Raw genomic sequence first — 16,563 nt, 5'->3', positions numbered from 1 at the left:
CCGCGCTGACAACGCCGGCCCAGCCGGCCGGCAAGGACCAGAAGCATGAACCAGATCGATGTCAACGGAGTACTGGCGCAGATCCGCGCCTTGAGCGCCCAGGCTTCGGCGCAGCAGAAGCCCGCGCCGGCCGCCGATGGCGGACACAGCTTCGGTTCCCTGCTCAAGGATTCCATTGATCGCGTCAACGGCGCTCAGAGCGAAGCTTCGCGGCAGCAGCGCGCCTTCGAGCTGGGCGATCCGAATACCGACCTGTCCGGGGTGATGCTCGCCACCACCAAGGCGCAGGTTTCGTTCCGCAGCATGGTCGAGGTCCGTAATCGCCTGGTCAGCGCTTACCAGGACATCATGAACATGCCGCTCTAGCGCGGCATTGCAACGGGAACGATGAGACATGGCTGAATTTGCCACACTGTCGATGAAGCAGATGCGCGGTCTGAAGGATCTGCCGGCAGTGCGCCAGCTGGCGTTGCTGATCGGACTGGCCATGGCGGTGGCAGCCGGCGTCGCCCTGTTCACTTGGTCACAGCAGCCGAACTACGTGCCGGTCTATCCGGGACTGGCGGAGAAGGATGCATCCGCCGTAGCTGAAGCCCTGCGCAGTTCCGGACTGCCGTTCCGTCTCGATCCGTCCAGCGGCAGCGTCACCGTGCCCGGCGACAAGGTCTACGAAGCGCGCATGCGTCTCGCCGCGCAGGGCTTGCCCAAGGGTTCCGCCATGGGCTTCGAAATGATCCAGCAGGATCAGGGGCTCGGCACCAGCCAGTTCATGGAGACCGCACGCTATCAGTTGGCGCTGGAGACCGAGCTGGCGCGGACCGTCAGCAGCCTGCAGCCGGTCAAGTCGGCCCGCGTGCACCTGGGCCTGCCCAAGGCCTCGCCCTTCGTGCGCCGCCAGGACAATGCCAGCGCCTCGGTGCTGGTCGAGCTCTACCCGGGACGCCAGCTCGAACAGGGCCAAGTCTCCTCCATCGTGCACATCGTCGCTTCCAGCGTGCCGGACCTGACCCCTGGCGCCGTCACCGTCATCGACCAGTACGGCCATCTGCTGACCGAAGCCGATCCGGACAGCGAAGCGGCGCAGAGCACCGCCCAGTTCGAACAGACTCATCGGCTCGAGGCGGACTACGTGCGCCGCCTGGAGCAGCTGCTGACGCCGATGCTCGGCCCGGGCCGGGTCAACGCCCAGGTCGCCGCCGACGTGGATTTCTCCGTCACCGAGGAGGCACACGAATCCTACAAGCCGGATTCCGCCGTGGTCCGCAGCGAGCAGACCAGCGAGGACACCACGCGCGGCGGTGCCGGCGGCGCACAGGGCATTCCCGGCGCCACCAGCAACCAGCCGCCTGCCGCCACGACACCGGCCAAGCCGGCGGCGAAGGTCGAAACCAAGGACGCGCCCAAGGAGACAACGCCCGCGGCCGTGGCTGCTACCCCAGGCAACGACGGCGTGTTGACGCAGAGCCGCAGCAACACCCGTAACTACGAACTGGACCGCACCCTCAGCCACACACGGCAGCCGGTGGGCCGCCTGCGCCGCCTGTCCGTAGCGGTACTGGTCGATAACCTGCCGCGCATTGACGCCAAGACCGGCAAGACCACGCTGACGCCGTTGACCAAGGAGGAGATGGCCAAGGTCGAATCCCTGGTACGCGAGGCGGTGGGCTTCGATGCCGCGCGCGGCGACAGCGTCAGCGTGCAGAACGCGCCCTTTGCCGCCACCGAAGTGCCGGCGATCACGCCGCTGCCTTTGTGGCAGCGCCCGGAGCTGCGCGACATCGCTCGCCAGGGCCTGGGCGCCCTAAGCGTGCTGGTGCTGATCTTCGTCGTGCTGCGGCCGTTGCTGCGCAACCTGATGAGCGCGCCGCGCCAGCTGGCGCCGATGCCGATCGGCGAACTGGGCGCCGACATGGGCGAGGAGCGGCTGTCCCTGAGCGGCCCCCGCGCCGGCGGTGCGTCTCCATACGAACAGAAGCTCGCCGCCGCGCGCAGCGCGGTGGCGCAGGACCCCAAGCGGGTGGCGCAGGTGGTGAAGACCTGGCTCGGCAACGATGGCTGACAACGGCACCGCGATCAAACCGGCGGCGGCCTCGGGTCCGGAGCGCGCCGCCATCCTGCTCATGTCCCTGGGCGAGAGCGAGGCGGCGGAGGTGCTCAAGCATCTCGGCGCCAAGGACGTGCAGAAGGTCGGGCAGGCCATGGCCTCGCTCAGCAACGTCTCGCGCGAACACGCCACCGAAGTGGTGGAACGCTTCGTCGACGAACTGGAAAACCAGACCTCGCTCGGCGTCGGCGCGGACGACTACGTGCGGCGCGTGCTGGTCGGCGCGCTGGGCGAGGGCAAGGCCAACGGCCTGATCGACCGCATCCTGCTCGGCCGCAACAGCAAGGGCCTGGAAGCGCTGAAGTGGATGGAGACGCGCGCCGTGGCCGACCTGGTGCGCAACGAACATCCGCAGATCGTCGCCATCGTGCTCGCATATCTCGACCCCGACCAGGCCGCCGACATCCTGGCGCAGCTGCCCGAGCGCATGCGCGGCGACGTGCTGATGCGCATCGCGCGACTCGACGGCATCCAGCCGGCGGCGCTGCGCGAGCTCGACGAGATCATGGAGAAGCAGTTCTCCGGCGGCAGCAATATCAAGTCCTCCAGCGTCGGTGGCATCAAGGTCGCGGCCAATATTCTCAACCTGATGGATTCCGCAGCTGAAGGCACCATCATCGCCGCCATCTCCGAGGCTGATTCCGACCTCGGCCTCAAGATCCAGGACCTGATGTTCGTCTTCGACGATCTGGCCGATGTCGACGACCGCGGCATCCAGGCCCTGCTGCGCGAGGCCAACAACGACATGCTCGGGATGGCCCTGAAGGGGGCCGATCCGCGCGTGCGCGAGAAGTTCATGAAGAACATGTCCAAGCGTGCGGCCGAGATGCTCAACGAGGACATGGAAGCCAAGGGACCGGTACGCCTGGCCGACGTCGAGGCGGCGCAGAAGGAAATCCTCGCCGCTGCCAGGCGTCTGGCCGAAGCGGGAGAGATCCAGCTTGGCGGCAAGGGAGAGGAATTTGTCTAGCGCCCGGCCCGCAGGGCAGATGGCCGGGGCACAGCGTTGGGAACTGCCGGTCTTCAACGCCGCGCCAGCCCCCTTGCGTACCGCGGCCCAGCTCGACGATCTCGAAGCCGCGGCCCATGAGGAAGGATTCGCCCGCGGCCACGCCGACGGCCTCGCCGCAGGCATGGCCGAGATGCAACAGCAGGCGCAGCGCCTGCGGCAGTTGCTGGAACACTGCGCACAGCCGCTGGCGCAGCTCGATGCCGACGTCGAGGCCGTGCTGGTGGAGCTGGCCCTGCGCGCCGCGCGGCAGCTGGTGCAGCAGGAATTCGAGATCGACCCGGCGCGCATGGCCGCCACGGTGAACGAGGCGGTGGCCGCCCTGGTGGTGGTGCCGCGCGAACTGCGCGTGCTGCTGCACCCGGACGATGCGCGCCTGCTCAAGGACACCCTGGTGCGGCCCGCCGAAGTGACGGCTTGGCGCATCGTGCCCGATCCCACCCTGGCGCGCGGTGATTGCCGCATCGCCGGCGACAGCGGCTGGGTCGACGCCACCCTGGCCACACGCGAGCGCAGCCTGGCCCAGGCCCTGCTCGACGACGGCGGCACCTCCCGGTGAGCCAGGAGCCTGCCAGCCGCGAGCAAGCCGATGAATGGGGCGCCGGCTCCAACCAGCGCCTCGCCTCGGGCCTACGCCAGCGCATGCAGCGCTTGCCGCAGCAGCGCACTGTGGTCGCCGAAGGCCTGCTCAAGCGGGTCGTCGGCCTGACCCTGGAAGCCGTCGGCTGCCAGGCGCAGATCGGTTCGCGCTGCCGCGTCATCAGCGGTCCGGACAGCGAGGTGGAGGCCGAAGTGGTGGGCTTCTCCGGCGAACGCGTGTTCCTCATGCCGGTGGGCGAGATGCGCGGCCTGCTGCCCAATGCCCGCGTCATTCCCCTGCCGCACGCGGCGGCGATCCCGGTCGGCGACGGCCTGCTTGGCCGCGTGCTCGACGGCGAGGGCAAGCCGATCGACAGCGCCGGCCCGCTGCGCTGCGAGCGGCGCCTGCCGGCGGTGGAGTCGATCAACCCGATGACGCGCGCGCCGATCATGCGCCCGCTCGACGTCGGCGTGCGCGCCATCAATTCCCTGCTCACCGTCGGCCGTGGACAGCGCCTGGGCCTGTTCGCCGGCACCGGCGTCGGCAAGAGCACCCTGCTCGGCATGATGACCCGCTTCACCGAGGCCGATGTCATCGTCGTCGGCCTGATCGGGGAGCGCGGCCGTGAAGTGCGCGATTTCATCGACCACAGCCTCGGCGTCCAGGGCCTGAAGCGCGCCGTGGTGGTGGCCACGCCGGCCGACCGCGCACCGCTGCTGCGCCTGCGCGGCGCCTGGCTCGCCACCTCCATCGCCGAAAGCTTCCGCGACCAGGGCAAGCAGGTCTTGCTGCTGATGGATTCCCTGACCCGCTTCGCCCAGGCGCAGCGCGAGATCGGTCTGGCCGTGGGCGAACCGCCGACCACGCGCGGTTATCCGCCCTCGGTGTTCGCGCAGCTGCCGCGGCTGGTCGAGCGCGCCGGCAACGGCGAGGCCGGCGGCGGTTCGATCACCGCCTTCTACACCGTGCTGACCGAGGGCGACGATCCCAACGATCCCATCGCCGATACGGCGCGCGGCATCCTCGACGGCCACATCCTGTTGTCGCGCGGTATCGCCGAGGCCGGCATCTATCCTGCGATCGACGTCGAGGCTTCCATTTCCCGCGTGGCGCGCGACATCACCGCCGTGCCGCATCAGCAACTGGTGCGGCGCTTTCGCCAACTGCTCTCCGCCTACCAGCGCAACCGCGACCTCATCGCCATCGGCGCCTATCAGAAGGGTAGCGATGCCCTGGTCGATACCGCCCTTCTGCTGTGGCCGCGTATCGAGAGCTTCTTGCGCCAGGATTTTCACGATCCCGCCGCTTTCGCCGATAGCCTCAAAGCCCTGGAGAACCTGCTTCCGCAATGAGCACCAAACCGAGCCTGTCGAAACGCCTGGCGCCGATCCATCAACTGGCGCAGGGCCGTGAAGACCATGCCGCGCGCCAGCTGGCGGAAAGCCAGCGCCTATTGGCGCAGCAGGAGAACCAGTTGCTGGAAATGGAGCGCTACCTCAGCGAATACAGCGAGGGCCGCGTCGGCGCGGCGATGGCGCCGGCCCTGCTGGCCAACCGCGAAGCCTTTCTGCGGCAGTTGGCTGAAGCCCTGCGCTGGCAATCCGGCGCCGTGGCCGATGCGCGTCAGCGCCTGCAACAGGCACGCGAGCACTGGGTCGGCAAGCACCGCGATACCGATGTGCTCGAACACCTGATCGATCGCTGCCACAACGACGAACGGCGTGTGCAGGAGCGCCGCCTGCAGCGCGAATTGGACGAGTTCGCCCAGCTGCGTCCCGCGCCGTCCCAGATGGCCGGCTGAGATGCTCAGCGTCGGCTCCGCCGCCATGGGCGCCAAGGCGCTGCCCGCGAATGCGGTCAACGGATCCGCCGCACCGGGTGCACCGGCTTCGGGTTCGTTTTCCCTGGACCTGGCTGGGCAGGGCGCTGCCGCGAACGATACGGCCGCGCCAACCGACGACAAGGCGGCCGCCCAGAAACCTGCCGACGCCGATCAGCGGGCCGATAAAGCCGGCGACAAATCGGATGGCAAGGAAGCCGCCGCGCAAGACACTGTTGCCAACCCTGCGGATGGCGGAATCGTGGCCTGGCTGCTGTCCGCACTGAATGCAGCGGGCGCGGCAGCGCCCGCTGCTTCGGGTGATTTGGCCAATGCCGACGTGCCGGAGTCTCCATCCGGCGCGGCGGGGGATACTCCTGCTCCTTCGAAACCGGCGGCAAAGGGCTCCGCCGCGGTGGTTCCCCCAGCGTCAACGCTACCGGCGGTGACAGGGATGATGGACACTGCCGCATCGGCAGTCATGCCGTCACCGCCTGCCTCGGGCGACGCCGCCAACCAGCCAAGTGCGGCCAAGGCTGCGCCCGAAGCCGCCCCTCCAACCAGGCCTGCGGCGCACGAAGCTCCGCTTCCGCAGCCATCCCTCCCGGACGCGTCCGCGCCATCCACGCAGCCAACCCTCCCGGACGCGTCCGCGCCATCCACGCAGCCAACCGCTGTGACGGACGCGGCGGCCGGCATACAGTCCTTCGCGCGAGTGTTGAACAATTTCAACACCGACCCGGCAGCACCGACGCCAGCTCCGGTTCCGACCGCGCATTTATCCATCGGACCGGAACATGCCGAATGGCCGCAGACTCTGGCGGACCAGGTGCAATGGCAAATGGGACACGAAGTCCAGGAAGCACGGCTCGAACTGCATCCGCGCGATCTGGGCAGCGTGCAGGTGCAGATACGTATTACCACCGAGGGTGCGGAAGTACGCTTCGCCGCCACCCACGTCCAGGCCCGCGAGGCGCTGCAGGCCGCCATGCCGCAGCTGCGCGCCCTATTGGGCAGCGATGGCCTGGCGATGACCCAGAGCCACGTCGGCTCGCAGTCTTCCTGGCATTCTCCGGCCCAGACCCAGCACCAATCCCGGCAGTCCCGAGACTTCGGTGGGGACCATGCCGAAGAGGACGCGGCTGTCGGTGGCCCGCGCATCGTGCGTGTCGGCCTGGTTGACGACTTCGCCTGATTCCCCACGGCATGGCGTGACGCATTTCCGTCGGACGTATCGACGGCGCTCCAGTCAAAAAGCCGACGTATCCCGCATTCCGCTGCCGTTGCCGCTCTACTCGGGCGTCTTTCAGGTGTGGCATACGGCTTGCTCCAGGCCGTGCAACTTGATGGAGAGTCGGGATGGCCAGTGCGGCGAAATCGAAGGACGGCGGTGAGGGTGAGGTCGTGGTCAAGGCCGCACCGGGCAAGAGCGGTCGTGGTTCCCTGCTGCTGATTCTCGGCGCCGCGGTGATCGCCGCGGCCATGGCCAGCGGCGGCACCTGGTTTCTCGCCAGCCGCCACGCGCCGGCCAAACACGGTGCCGCACACGAAGCGGCTCGCGATACGACGGACGATGCGAAGGCCGCCGACGGCGATGCCGACGCTACCACGGCCAAGGGTGAAGCACCGGCCCTGTACCTCGAACTGACCCCGGCTTTCGTCGTCAACATGGCTGACGAGGAATCGATGCGCTTCCTGCAGGTGGAGGTGCAGCTGATGGCGCGCGATCCCAAGGTGGTCGATGCCGCCAAGAACAATATGCCGCGCATCCGCAATGCCCTGATGCTGTTGTTCAGCCAGCAGCACGCCCATGACATCGGCACCCGCCCCGCCAAGGAAGCGCTGCAGAAGCAGGCCCTGGACGAAGTACGGCGCGCGCTGAAGGAAGAAAACGCACCATCCGAAGTGGACGCCGTCTACTTCACCAGCTTCGTCATGCAATGAGCCCTCCCTTGCAGGATCTTCTCTCCCAGGACGAAATCGACGCGCTGCTGCACGGCGTCAACAGCGGTGAGGTCGACGTCGCCCCGCCGCCGGCGCCGGGCGAGGCGCGCGGCTACGACTTCACCTCGCAGGACCGCATCATCCGCGGCCGCATGCCGACCCTGGAAATGATCAACGAGCGCTTCGCTCGCCTGTTCCGCATCGGCCTGTTCAACATGATGCGGCGCACGCCGGAGCTGACCGTGATCGGCATGGAGCTGCAGAAGTTCAACGAATACACCCATTCGCTCTACGTGCCGACCAGCCTCAGCCTGATCCGCATCAAGCCCCTGCGCGGCACCGCCTTGTTCGTGTTCGAACCCAAGCTGGTGTTCGCCGTGGTGGAGAACTTCTTCGGCGGCGACGGCCGCTACGCCACCAAGATCGAAGGGCGCGAGTTCACCCCCACAGAGATGCGCGTGATCCAGCTGCTGATCCGCCAGGCCTTCGTCGATCTGCGCGAAGCCTGGTCGCCGGTGATGCCGCTGGAATTCGAATACATGCAGTCCGAGGTGAATCCCCACTTCGCCAACATCGTCGCGCCGTCCGAAATCGTGGTGGTGTCCAAGTTCCGCATCGAGCTCGACGGCGGCGGCGGTGACCTGCACGTGACGATGCCGTACTCGATGATCGAGCCGATCCGCGAACAGCTCGACGCCGGCGTGCAGTCCGATCGCGCCGACAAGGACGAGCGCTGGTCGACCGCCCTGCGCGAGCAGATCAAGGACGCCGAAGTCGACCTGGAAACCGAGCTGGCGCGCACCAGCATCAGCCTGCGCAAGCTGATGAGCCTCAAGCCCGGCGACATCATCCCCATCAACATGCCGAAAACCATCGATCTCTGCGTCGACGGGCTGCCGCTGTTCCGCGGCAGCTTCGGCGTCAACAACGGCCACAACGCGGTGCGCATCACCGAAGTCGTGCGCCGCAGCCCCACCTTCGCCACTTCCACAGGCCAGACCCGATGAGCACCGAAGCCAGCTCCGCCACGCCGCCCCCGACCGCCAACGGCGCCGCCGGCCGCGACTATACCCGCGCCAATTTCGAGAACCTCCAGGCCGAGGCCAGCGCCCACGGCAGCGGCGACCTCAATCTCGACGTGCTGCTCGACGTCGCCGTGGTGCTGTCGATGGAAGTCGGCCGCGCCCGTCTGCCGATCCGCAACCTGCTGCAGCTCAACCAGGGCTCGGTGGTGGAACTGGAACGCGCCGCCGGCGAACCGCTTGATGTCTACGCCAACGGCACCCTCATTGCCCACGGCGAGGTGGTGGTGGTCAACGAGAAGTTCGGTGTCCGCCTCACCGACGTGGTGAGCCCGGCCGAACGCATCCGCAAGCTGCGTTAACGGCCCCCGGCATGAGCACTCCCGTCGCCGCGGTGCCCGTGGCAGCCGGCATGGCGCAGACCGCGCTGAGCCTGCTGCTGGTGCTGGGCGCCATCTTCGCCCTGGCCTGGCTGGTGCGCCGCATGCAGGGTATGCGCTCCGGCCTGGGCGGCGTGCTCAGCGTGAAGAGCGGCCTCCAGGTCGGGCCGAAGGAGCGGGTGTTGTGGATCCGCGCCGGCGATACCGACTTGCTGATCGGTGTCGCCGCCGGCCGCGTGCAGACCCTGCACGTCTTCGATCATCCGCCGGCCGAGGTCGAGATGGCGGGGCAGACCGCCGCCCCAGGCTTCGCCGAGGCCCTGCGCAAGGTCATGCGCGGCGGCTCCGCATGAAGTTCCCGCTCAAATCATTGCTGCTGCCGATATCGAGCCTCGCGCTGCCGGTGTCGGCGGCGAACCTCCCCGGCATCGCCGTGACCCAGGGCGCGGGCGGGCAGGGCTACAGCCTGAGCATCCAGTTGCTGTTGCTGATGACGGCGCTAACGCTGCTGCCGGCGGTGTTGATGACGATGACGGCGTTCACCCGCATCGCCGTGGTGCTGGGCCTGCTGCGCCAAGCCCTGGGTACCAACAACACTCCGTCGAACCAGATCCTGATCGGCCTGTCGCTGTTCCTGACCCTGTTCGTGATGCAGCCGGTTGCGCAACGCGTCTACGAGCAGGCGGCGCAGCCCTACCTCGACGGCAAGCTCGAATTCCAGCCTGCCCTGGCTGCGGCGGCCAAGCCGATGCGCGGCTTCATGATGGCGCAGACGCGCAATTCCGACCTGATGGCCTTTGCCAAGATTTCCGGGCATGGGTCCTACGCCAATCCGGACGACGTTCCTTTCACCGTGCTGGCCGCCGCCTACATGACCAGCGAACTGACCACCGCCTTCCAGATCGGCTTCATGCTGTTCATCCCCTTCGTGGTGATCGACCTCGTGGTGGCCAGCGTGCTGATGAGCATGGGCATGATGATGCTGTCGCCGATGCTGATCTCGCTACCGTTCAAGCTGATGCTGTTCGTGCTGGTCGATGGCTGGGCGCTGGTGATGGGCTCGCTGGCCGCCAGCTTCGTGGTGCCGGCATGAGACAGCGAGGTTTGTCTCCGCGTGCGGTGGCCTGCGTCTCATGTCCGTGTGGACTCGCGACGCTAGGATTCCCGTGCGCCGCACGGGGCCCCTCCACGCTGCTCGCGCCATCATGACTCCCGAATCCGTCCTTAGCCTGGGCCAGCAAGCCCTGCAACTGGCCCTGCTGCTGGCGGCGCCGTTGCTGTTGGCATCCCTGGCGATCGGCCTGCTGGTCGGCGTATTCCAGGCGGCGACGCAGATCAACGAGATGACCCTGTCCTTCATCCCCAAGGTGCTGGCGATGGCGGCTACCCTGATGCTGATGGGGCCGTGGATGCTGCAGATGCTGACCGAGTTCACCCGCCGCCTGATCGAAGGCATCCCCGGCGCGCTCCACTAGGACCATGACCGTCACTGACGCCATGCTTGCCGGCTGGCTGCAGATGTACTTCTGGCCGTTCCTGCGCATCGGCGGCCTGATGATGACCGCGCCCCTGCTCAACGCCCCCGCCGTTTCGCCGCGCATCCGGCTGATGTTGGCCCTGGCGCTGACCCTGGTGATGGCGCCGTTGCTGCCCGCCATGGCGCCCCTGGCACTGTTCAGTGCGCCGTGGTGGTTGCAGATCGGCCGCGAATTCATCATCGGCGCCGCCATGGGCTTCGTGCTGCAACTGGTGATGGAGTCGGCCATGCTGGCCGGCGAAATGGTGTCCTACGGCATGGGCCTGGGCTTTGCCCAGCTGGCCGACCCCCTCCACGGCGCCTCGGCACCGATGCTGGGCCAGTTCTACCAGATCACCGCCCTGCTGCTGTTCCTCAGTTTCGGCGGCCTGCTGCGCCTGGTGCAGCTGCTGGTCGATTCCTTCCACGCCGCTCCGCCGGGCGGCGTTTCCCTGGATGCGGCCTCGTTGCGGGCACTGGCCGACTTCGGCGGTCTGTGTTTTGCCGGCGGCCTGCGCATTGCCTTGCCGGCGGTGATCGCCCTGCTGCTGGTCAATCTCGGCTTCGGCGTGATGAACCGCAGCGCACCGGCCCTCAATGCTCTCTCCATCGGCTTCCCCCTGTCGCTGATCGTCGGCATGATCGCGCTGCACTTCGCCTTGCCGCAGCTGCCGCAGGTATTGAGCGATCTGCTCGACCAGTCTTGGGATTTCATCGGCAACTGGGTCGGCGGCTTGTCCACCATGGCGGCGAAACCATGAGCGAGAGCGCCCAGGAACGCACCGAACGCGCCACACCCAAGCGCCGCAGCGACGCGCGCAAGCGCGGCCAGGTGGCACGCTCGCGCGAGATCGGCGCGGCGGCTGTGGTCGGGGCCGCGGCTCTCACTGCAATGATGGCCGGCTCCCGTTTCACGGCAGCGGCCGAGTTGCAGATGCGGCAACTGCTGAGCCTGGACGCTTCCGCCCTGTTGCACCCCGAAGCCATGCCCGGGCTGTTCGGCCAGGCCTGCATGCAGGCCCTGCTGCTATGCGCGCCGGTATTCGCCGCCTGTGTCTGCGCCGCGCTGTTGGCGCCGATGCTGCTCGGCGGCTGGAACTTCAGCGTGCAGGCGCTGCAGCCGGATTTCTCGCGCCTCAATCCGCTCAGCGGCCTTGGCCGCATGTTCTCTGGCCACGGCGCGGTGGAACTGCTCAAGGGCCTGGTCAAGCTGGCCTGGATCGGTGGGGTGGCCGCGCTGTACCTGTGGCAGCGGCGCGAAAGCATGGCCGCGTTGTCTTCAGAACCGACCGCGCAGGGCATCGCCGACGGCGCTTCCCTGGCGCTGGGCATGCTCGGCTGGCTGGCCATGGCCTTGGTGGCAGTGGCTGCGATCGACGCGCCGTACCAGCTGTGGAGCCACGCCAAACGCCTGCGCATGTCCAAGCAGGAAATCCGCGACGAGATGAAGCAGAGCGACGGCCGTCCCGAGGTCAAGGGCCGGCTGCGGCGCATGCAGATGGAAGCCTCGAAGCGCCGTATGATGGAAAAGGTGCCGGGCGCCGACGTAGTGGTGACCAACCCCACCCACTATGCCGTGGCCCTCAAGTACAGCGGCGAGGGCATGCGCGCGCCCCGCGTGGTGGCCAAGGGCGCCGGCGAGATCGCGGCGACCATCCGCGATCTGGCGCGGCAGCACAACATCCCCCTGGTGTCGGCGCCGCCGCTGGCCCGCGCCCTTTACCGCGGCGTGCAGCTCGACCAGGAAATCCCGGCCACCCTGTACTCGGCGGTGGCGCGGATCCTCACCTATGTCTACCAGCTGCGCGCCTGGCGCGGTGGCACACGGCCGCCGGCCGAGCCGGTCATCGAGGGCGTCCCCGGCGGTGAACCGGACCCCGAGTAGTGCGATCCCGAATCCCAGTCCGAGCCCCGGTCCGAGCCCTAGTCCGAGCCCTAGTCCGGAACTTGCACCTAGGCGATCAGAACCGCCATGCAAACCCCACAGAACACATTTTTGACGCAACTCAGCGGCCTGGCCCGCGGCGGCCTCGGCGCGCCGGTGCTGTTGATGCTGATCCTGGCGATGATGGTGGTGCCCCTGGCGCCCTTCGCCCTGGACCTGCTGTTCACCTTCAACATCGCCCTGGCCATCGTCATCCTGCTGGCGGTGATCTACGTCATGCGGCCGCTGGAGTTCTCGGCCTTCCCCACGGTGCTGCTGGTAGTGACCCTGCTGCGCCTGGCCCTCAATGTCGCCTCCGCACGCGTGGTGCTGTTGCACGGCCACGAGGGCGTGCATGCCGCCGGCCGGGTGATCCAGGCTTTCGGCGAATTCGTCGTCGGCGGCAACTATGCCGTCGGCTTCGTCATCTTCATCATCCTCACGATCATCAATTTCATGGTGGTGACCAAGGGTGCCGAGCGCGTCTCCGAGGTTTCCGCGCGCTTCGTGCTGGATGCCCTGCCGGGCAAGCAAATGGCGATCGACGCCGACCTCAACGCCGGATTGTTGACGCGCGAGGAAGCGCGGGCCCGGCGCGAGGAGGTGCGCGAGGAAGCGGACTTCTACGGCTCCATGGATGGCGCTTCCAAATTTGTGCGCGGCGACGCCATGGCCGGCATCCTGATCCTGGCCATCAACATCCTCGGCGGCCTCCTGGTGGGCACCCTGCAGCACGGCCTACCGCTGGGCGCCGCACTGAAGAATTACACCCTGCTGACCATCGGCGACGGCCTGGTGGCGCAGGTGCCGTCGCTGCTGCTATCCACCTCGGTGGCGATCCTGGTGACGCGCATCTCGCGCTCGCAGGACATGAGCAAGCAGCTCATGGCGCAGGTCTTCGGTCATCCGCGCGTGCTGTCGGTGACAGCGGTGGTGATGGCCCTGATCGGCTTCATCCCCGGCATGCCCAACCTGGTGTTTCTGATGCTGGCGGCGGCCTGCGGCGGCATCGCCTGGATGCGCCACAAGAACAAGGACAAGGTCGCGGCCAAACCGGTGCCGGCCGCACCCGTAGCGCCGCCGCAGGAACTGTCCTGGGACGACGTCGCGCCGCAGGACGCGCTCGGCCTGGAAGTCGGCTACCGCCTGATTCCGCTGGTCGACGTGCGTCAGGGCGGTGAGCTGATGGCGCGCATCAAGGGCGTGCGCAAGAAGCTGACGCAGGAACTCGGCTTCCTGATCCAGCCGGTGCATATCCGCGACAACCTCGAACTCGCGCCGAATACCTATCGCATCCTGCTCCACGGGGTGCCGCTAGCCAGTGCGCTGATCCATCCCGATCGCGACCTCGCCCTCAACTCAGGACGCGTCTACGGCACGCTCAACGGCATCGCCGGCAAGGATCCGGCCTTCGGCCTCGACGCGGTATGGATCGAGCGCGGCGCGCGCGATCACGCCCAGACCCTCGGCTATACCGTGGTGGACGCGTCCACCGTGATGGCCACGCACCTGTCGCAACTGGTCAAGGAACACGCCGCCGAACTGCTCGGCCACGACGAGGCGCAACAGCTGCTCAACGCACTGGCCAAGTCGGCGCCGAAGCTGGCCGAAGACCTGGTGCCCAAGCTGCTGCCGCTGTCGACGTTCGTTCGCGTGCTGCGTCTGCTGCTCAACGACCGCGTGCCCATCCGCAACCTGCGCGGCATCGCCGAGGCTTTGGCGGAGGCGGCGCCGCGGAGTCAGGATCCCGTCGCCCTGGCTGGTGCCGTGCGCGTGGCGCTGCGCCGTCAGATCGTGCAGGACATCGGTGGCGCCGAGGCGGAATTGCCGGTACTGACGCTCAGCGCGGGGCTGGAACGCGTGTTGCAGGACAGCGTTGCCAGCGGCGCCGCCGCGGTGGAACCGGGACTCGCCGAACGGATGCAGCAATCGATCATGCAGGGCGCGCAACGGCAGGCCAAGACCGGGCAACCGGCGGTACTGCTGGTGCCGGGCTCGCTGCGGCCCTTGCTGGCCAGGTTCACCCGCCAGAGCGTGCCCGACCTGCACGTGCTGGCTTACGACGAGGTGCCGGACGACCGGCGCATCCGCATGGTGGGAGCGATCGCATGAACGGGACTGACGGAGCAGCACACAGATGAAGATCAAACGGTTCGTCGCCAAGAGCATGCGCGATGCCATCCGCCAGGTACGGGACGAGCAGGGGCCCGATGCGGTGATCCTGTCCAATCGACGTGTGCCGGGCGGCGTCGAAGTGGTGGCCGCCACCGACTACGATGCCGCGCTGGCGCAACAGGCCTTGCGCCAGCACGCCGCGCACGAACCACAGCCTCCGCCGCCCCCCCCGCAAACCCCGCCGGAGAAGCCAAGGCGATCGACCGCCACGCAGCGTCCGACCGAAGCCGCCGCGCCCGCGGCGCAGCAGGCTGCCACCGCTCCGCCACCGAGCGAGCTGGCGCAGATGCAGCGCGAGCTGGGCAGCATGCGCCGCTTGCTCGAAGAACAGCTGGCCGGCCTGCAATGGAACGAACTGAAACGTAATCAGCCGCAACGCGTCGCGGTACTGCGCGCCCTGGACAAGCTCGGCCTCAGCGCCGACCTGGCGCGCGCCATCGCCGACGAGGTTCCGCCAAGCGTCGAAGGCGAAGCCGCGCGCCTGCTGCCGGCCAGCCTGCTGGCCCGGCGCATTCCGATCGGCCCGCAGGATCCCATCCTCGACGGCGGCGTGATCGCCCTGGTCGGCCCCACCGGCGTTGGCAAGACCACAACCATCGCCAAGCTGGCGGCGCGCTTCGCCCGACACAACCGGGCGCGCGACATCGCTCTGGTGACGCTGGACCACTACCGCATCGGCGCGCAGGAGCAGTTGTTCAGTTACGGCCGCCTGCTCGGCGTGCCGGTGCACAGCGTCGCCCCCGACCAGGATCTCGGCGCCGTGCTGGAGCAGTTGTCCGACCGGCGCCTGGTGCTGGTGGACACCGCCGGCATGAGTCAGCGCGACCACACCCTCGGCCAGCAGATCGACCGCCTGCGCAGCCTTGGGCCGCGTTTGCATAGCTATGTCGTGCTCGCCGCCAACGCTTCCGGTACCGATGAAGTCGTACGCCGCTTCGCCCCGCTGCAGCCGGCGGGCTGCGTGCTGACCAAGCTTGACGAAGCCACCAGCATCGGCGCGCCGCTGTCCGCCGTGATCGGCCAGGCCCTGCCGCTGAGTTATGTCGCCCACGGCCAGCGCGTCCCCGAAGACCTGCACCTGGCCCACGCCGACCGCCTGGTCCTCTGCGCCGTACAACTGGCCCGCGCCACCACCCAGGTCGTCGATGACGACAGCCTGGCGCGGCGCTACTCCAATCCTTCTTCCTCTCCGGCCGCATCCATCCATGCATGATCCATATCCCAACCAGGCGAGCGGCTTGCGCCTGCTGAAACCGGCGCAGCCGGTCCGCGTGCTGGCGGTCACCAGCGGCAAGGGCGGCGTGGGCAAGACCAGCGTCTCGGTCAATCTGGCCGTGGCCCTGGCGATGGCCGGCCGCAAGGTCATGCTGCTCGACGGCGACCTGGGTCTGGCCAACATCGACGTCATGCTTGGCCTGCAGCCGAGCTGCAACCTGGCGCACGTGCTCGATGGCAAATGCACGCTCGAGGACACCGTGCTGGAAGGACCCGCCGGCGTCATGGTGGTGCCGGCCTCCAGCGGCAAGCAGCACATGGCGGAGCTGTCGCCGGTACAGCACGCCGGCCTGGTGCAGGCCTTCAGTGAACTGAGCCGGCCCCTGGACACCCTGATCGTCGATACCGCAGCCGGCATCGCCGGATCGGTCATCACCTTCAGCCAGGCCAGCCAGCACGTCATCGTGGTGGTGACCAACGATCCCACTTCGCTCACCGACGCCTATGCCCTGATCAAGGTGCTCAACCGCGACCACGGCATCCGCCGCATCCAGGTGCTCGCCAACATGGCGCGCAGTGCCGCCGAAGTGCGCGAGATCTACGAGAACCTGCGCCGCGTCGCCGAGAAATTTCTCGACGTCACCCTCAGCTTCATGGGCAGCGTGCCGGAGGACGAATGGCTCAAGCGCGCCGTGCGGCACCAGCGCGCGGTGGTGGACGCCTACCCGAACAGCCCATCGGCCAAGGCGTTTCACCAACTGGCAGCCAAGGCCGACCGCTGGAGCCTGCCGCAGGGCGCGCGCGGCAACCTCGAATTCTTCGTCGAGCGACTGGTGCATCGCGCCGCCGCGGTGATCCCCGCGTGAGCGCGCAGC

At 67.9% G+C, this 16,563-nt stretch carries 18 protein-coding genes; all 18 read left to right on the top strand.

All coding sequences use genetic code 11. The features are described from left to right. Positions 1-45 precede the first annotated feature (45 nt). Positions 46-366 (top strand): flagellar hook-basal body complex protein FliE, encoded by a 321-nt coding sequence (gene fliE, locus BP26_RS0115600; protein WP_029921503.1) that lies wholly within the window; start codon positions 46-48, stop codon positions 364-366. A 28-nt stretch (positions 367-394) separates the two neighbouring features. Then, complete coding sequence (fliF, locus tag BP26_RS0115595; protein ID WP_029921502.1) at positions 395-2,059, top strand: flagellar basal-body MS-ring/collar protein FliF; 1,665 nt, start codon at positions 395-397, stop codon at positions 2,057-2,059. Then, positions 2,052-3,074, top strand: a complete 1,023-nt coding sequence (gene fliG / locus BP26_RS0115590) for a flagellar motor switch protein FliG (protein WP_051749031.1) — start codon at positions 2,052-2,054, stop codon at positions 3,072-3,074. Before fliF ends, fliG begins: the two co-directional genes overlap by 8 nt. Positions 3,075-3,093: 19 nt before the next feature. Beyond that, a complete protein-coding gene (locus BP26_RS0115585; RefSeq protein ID WP_051749030.1) occupies positions 3,094-3,672 on the top strand; it encodes a FliH/SctL family protein in 579 nt (192 codons plus the stop codon). Further along, positions 3,669-5,045, top strand: a complete 1,377-nt coding sequence (gene fliI / locus BP26_RS0115580) for a flagellar protein export ATPase FliI (RefSeq protein WP_029921499.1) — start codon at positions 3,669-3,671, stop codon at positions 5,043-5,045. Before BP26_RS0115585 ends, fliI begins: the two co-directional genes overlap by 4 nt. Continuing rightward, complete coding sequence (gene fliJ, locus BP26_RS0115575) at positions 5,042-5,494, top strand: flagellar export protein FliJ (protein WP_051749029.1); 453 nt, start codon at positions 5,042-5,044, stop codon at positions 5,492-5,494. The genes fliI and fliJ overlap by 4 nt, the downstream gene beginning before the upstream one ends. A 1-nt stretch (position 5,495) precedes the next feature. Beyond that, positions 5,496-6,707, top strand: coding sequence for a flagellar hook-length control protein FliK (locus BP26_RS28700; protein ID WP_036517082.1), 1,212 nt, complete (start codon positions 5,496-5,498; stop codon positions 6,705-6,707). A gap of 164 nt (positions 6,708-6,871) precedes the next feature. Continuing rightward, positions 6,872-7,456, top strand: coding sequence for a flagellar basal body-associated FliL family protein (locus BP26_RS0115565; RefSeq protein WP_051749028.1), 585 nt, complete (start codon positions 6,872-6,874; stop codon positions 7,454-7,456). 8 nt (positions 7,457-7,464) lie between these two features. Continuing rightward, on the top strand, positions 7,465-8,463 hold the full coding sequence (gene fliM, locus BP26_RS0115560) for a flagellar motor switch protein FliM (RefSeq protein ID WP_245611817.1): 999 nt from the start codon (positions 7,465-7,467) through the stop codon (positions 8,461-8,463). Then, a complete protein-coding gene (gene fliN / locus BP26_RS0115555; protein ID WP_029921494.1) occupies positions 8,460-8,840 on the top strand; it encodes a flagellar motor switch protein FliN in 381 nt (126 codons plus the stop codon). Before fliM ends, fliN begins: the two co-directional genes overlap by 4 nt. 11 nt (positions 8,841-8,851) lie before the next feature. Continuing rightward, complete coding sequence (gene fliO / locus BP26_RS0115550; RefSeq protein WP_051749027.1) at positions 8,852-9,211, top strand: flagellar biosynthetic protein FliO; 360 nt, start codon at positions 8,852-8,854, stop codon at positions 9,209-9,211. After that, positions 9,208-9,951, top strand: coding sequence for a flagellar type III secretion system pore protein FliP (gene fliP / locus BP26_RS0115545; protein ID WP_029921492.1), 744 nt, complete (start codon positions 9,208-9,210; stop codon positions 9,949-9,951). The genes fliO and fliP overlap by 4 nt, the downstream gene beginning before the upstream one ends. 112 nt (positions 9,952-10,063) lie before the next feature. After that, on the top strand, positions 10,064-10,333 hold the full coding sequence (gene fliQ, locus BP26_RS0115540) for a flagellar biosynthesis protein FliQ (protein WP_029921491.1): 270 nt from the start codon (positions 10,064-10,066) through the stop codon (positions 10,331-10,333). 4 nt (positions 10,334-10,337) lie between these two features. Next, on the top strand, positions 10,338-11,135 hold the full coding sequence (gene fliR / locus BP26_RS0115535) for a flagellar biosynthetic protein FliR (RefSeq protein WP_029921490.1): 798 nt from the start codon (positions 10,338-10,340) through the stop codon (positions 11,133-11,135). Next, positions 11,132-12,259, top strand: a complete 1,128-nt coding sequence (gene flhB / locus BP26_RS0115530) for a flagellar biosynthesis protein FlhB (RefSeq protein WP_029921489.1) — start codon at positions 11,132-11,134, stop codon at positions 12,257-12,259. Before fliR ends, flhB begins: the two co-directional genes overlap by 4 nt. An 87-nt stretch (positions 12,260-12,346) precedes the next feature. Further along, positions 12,347-14,410 carry a flagellar biosynthesis protein FlhA gene (gene flhA, locus BP26_RS0115525; RefSeq protein ID WP_029921488.1) on the top strand — a complete coding sequence of 688 codons (2,064 nt, stop codon included), beginning with the start codon at positions 12,347-12,349 and terminating at the stop codon, positions 14,408-14,410. A 25-nt stretch (positions 14,411-14,435) separates the two neighbouring features. After that, positions 14,436-15,686: a flagellar biosynthesis GTPase FlhF gene (gene flhF, locus BP26_RS0115520; protein ID WP_029921487.1), complete on the top strand. Its 1,251-nt coding sequence runs from the start codon at positions 14,436-14,438 to the stop codon at positions 15,684-15,686. Beyond that, positions 15,679-16,554, top strand: a complete 876-nt coding sequence (locus tag BP26_RS0115515; protein ID WP_029921486.1) for a MinD/ParA family protein — start codon at positions 15,679-15,681, stop codon at positions 16,552-16,554. Before flhF ends, BP26_RS0115515 begins: the two co-directional genes overlap by 8 nt. The last annotated feature ends 9 nt before the right edge of the window (positions 16,555-16,563 follow it).

It is taken from the genome of Nevskia soli DSM 19509, assembly GCF_000711955.1.
Lineage (GTDB): Bacteria > Pseudomonadota > Gammaproteobacteria > Nevskiales > Nevskiaceae > Nevskia > Nevskia soli.
This window is presented reverse-complemented; position numbering and strand designations above follow the sequence as displayed.

What these genes read in the sequence shown, in the direction of transcription:
- fliE (WP_029921503.1), top strand. Translation starts at nt 46, where the DNA reads ATGAACCAGATCGATGTCAACGGAGTACTGGCGCAGATCCGCGCCTTG.
- fliF (WP_029921502.1), top strand. Translation starts at nt 395, where the DNA reads ATGGCTGAATTTGCCACACTGTCGATGAAGCAGATGCGCGGTCTGAAG.
- fliG (WP_051749031.1), top strand. Translation starts at nt 2,052, where the DNA reads ATGGCTGACAACGGCACCGCGATCAAACCGGCGGCGGCCTCGGGTCCG.
- BP26_RS0115585 (WP_051749030.1), top strand. Translation starts at nt 3,094, where the DNA reads ATGGCCGGGGCACAGCGTTGGGAACTGCCGGTCTTCAACGCCGCGCCA.
- fliJ (WP_051749029.1), top strand. Translation starts at nt 5,042, where the DNA reads ATGAGCACCAAACCGAGCCTGTCGAAACGCCTGGCGCCGATCCATCAA.
- BP26_RS28700 (WP_036517082.1), top strand. Translation starts at nt 5,496, where the DNA reads ATGCTCAGCGTCGGCTCCGCCGCCATGGGCGCCAAGGCGCTGCCCGCG.
- BP26_RS0115565 (WP_051749028.1), top strand. Translation starts at nt 6,872, where the DNA reads ATGGCCAGTGCGGCGAAATCGAAGGACGGCGGTGAGGGTGAGGTCGTG.
- fliN (WP_029921494.1), top strand. Translation starts at nt 8,460, where the DNA reads ATGAGCACCGAAGCCAGCTCCGCCACGCCGCCCCCGACCGCCAACGGC.
- fliO (WP_051749027.1), top strand. Translation starts at nt 8,852, where the DNA reads ATGAGCACTCCCGTCGCCGCGGTGCCCGTGGCAGCCGGCATGGCGCAG.
- fliP (WP_029921492.1), top strand. Translation starts at nt 9,208, where the DNA reads ATGAAGTTCCCGCTCAAATCATTGCTGCTGCCGATATCGAGCCTCGCG.
- fliQ (WP_029921491.1), top strand. Translation starts at nt 10,064, where the DNA reads ATGACTCCCGAATCCGTCCTTAGCCTGGGCCAGCAAGCCCTGCAACTG.
- fliR (WP_029921490.1), top strand. Translation starts at nt 10,338, where the DNA reads ATGACCGTCACTGACGCCATGCTTGCCGGCTGGCTGCAGATGTACTTC.
- flhB (WP_029921489.1), top strand. Translation starts at nt 11,132, where the DNA reads ATGAGCGAGAGCGCCCAGGAACGCACCGAACGCGCCACACCCAAGCGC.
- flhA (WP_029921488.1), top strand. Translation starts at nt 12,347, where the DNA reads ATGCAAACCCCACAGAACACATTTTTGACGCAACTCAGCGGCCTGGCC.
- flhF (WP_029921487.1), top strand. Translation starts at nt 14,436, where the DNA reads ATGAAGATCAAACGGTTCGTCGCCAAGAGCATGCGCGATGCCATCCGC.
- BP26_RS0115515 (WP_029921486.1), top strand. Translation starts at nt 15,679, where the DNA reads ATGCATGATCCATATCCCAACCAGGCGAGCGGCTTGCGCCTGCTGAAA.